The 209-nt window shown below is 41.6% G+C and carries 1 protein-coding gene; it reads right to left on the bottom strand.

What is annotated here, in order from left to right:
• Window positions 1-209, bottom strand: a 209-nt coding sequence (locus H5163_RS21165; protein WP_220493653.1) for a hypothetical protein, incomplete at both ends; no start/stop codon positions are given.

Here is a 209-nt window from a genome sequence, read left to right as displayed (position 1 = left end):
ACTGTCAATATCGTCTAAATCAAATTCGTCTTCTTCAGCCAACTCCGGCTCTGCAGTCGCTTTATCGCCAGTTTCATCAATTAGACTGTCAATATCGTCTAAATCAAATTCGTCTTCTTCAGCCAACTCCGGCTCTGCAGTCGCTTTATCGCCAGTTTCATCAATTAGACTGTCAATATCGTCTAAATCAAATTCGTCTTCTTCAGCCA

Origin of the sequence: Pseudoalteromonas sp. SG44-8, assembly GCF_014164125.1 — a bacterium.
Lineage (GTDB): Bacteria > Pseudomonadota > Gammaproteobacteria > Enterobacterales > Alteromonadaceae > Pseudoalteromonas > Pseudoalteromonas rhizosphaerae.
The sequence above is the reverse complement of the archived record's forward strand: the minus strand, read 5'-3'. Positions and strand labels throughout refer to the sequence as shown.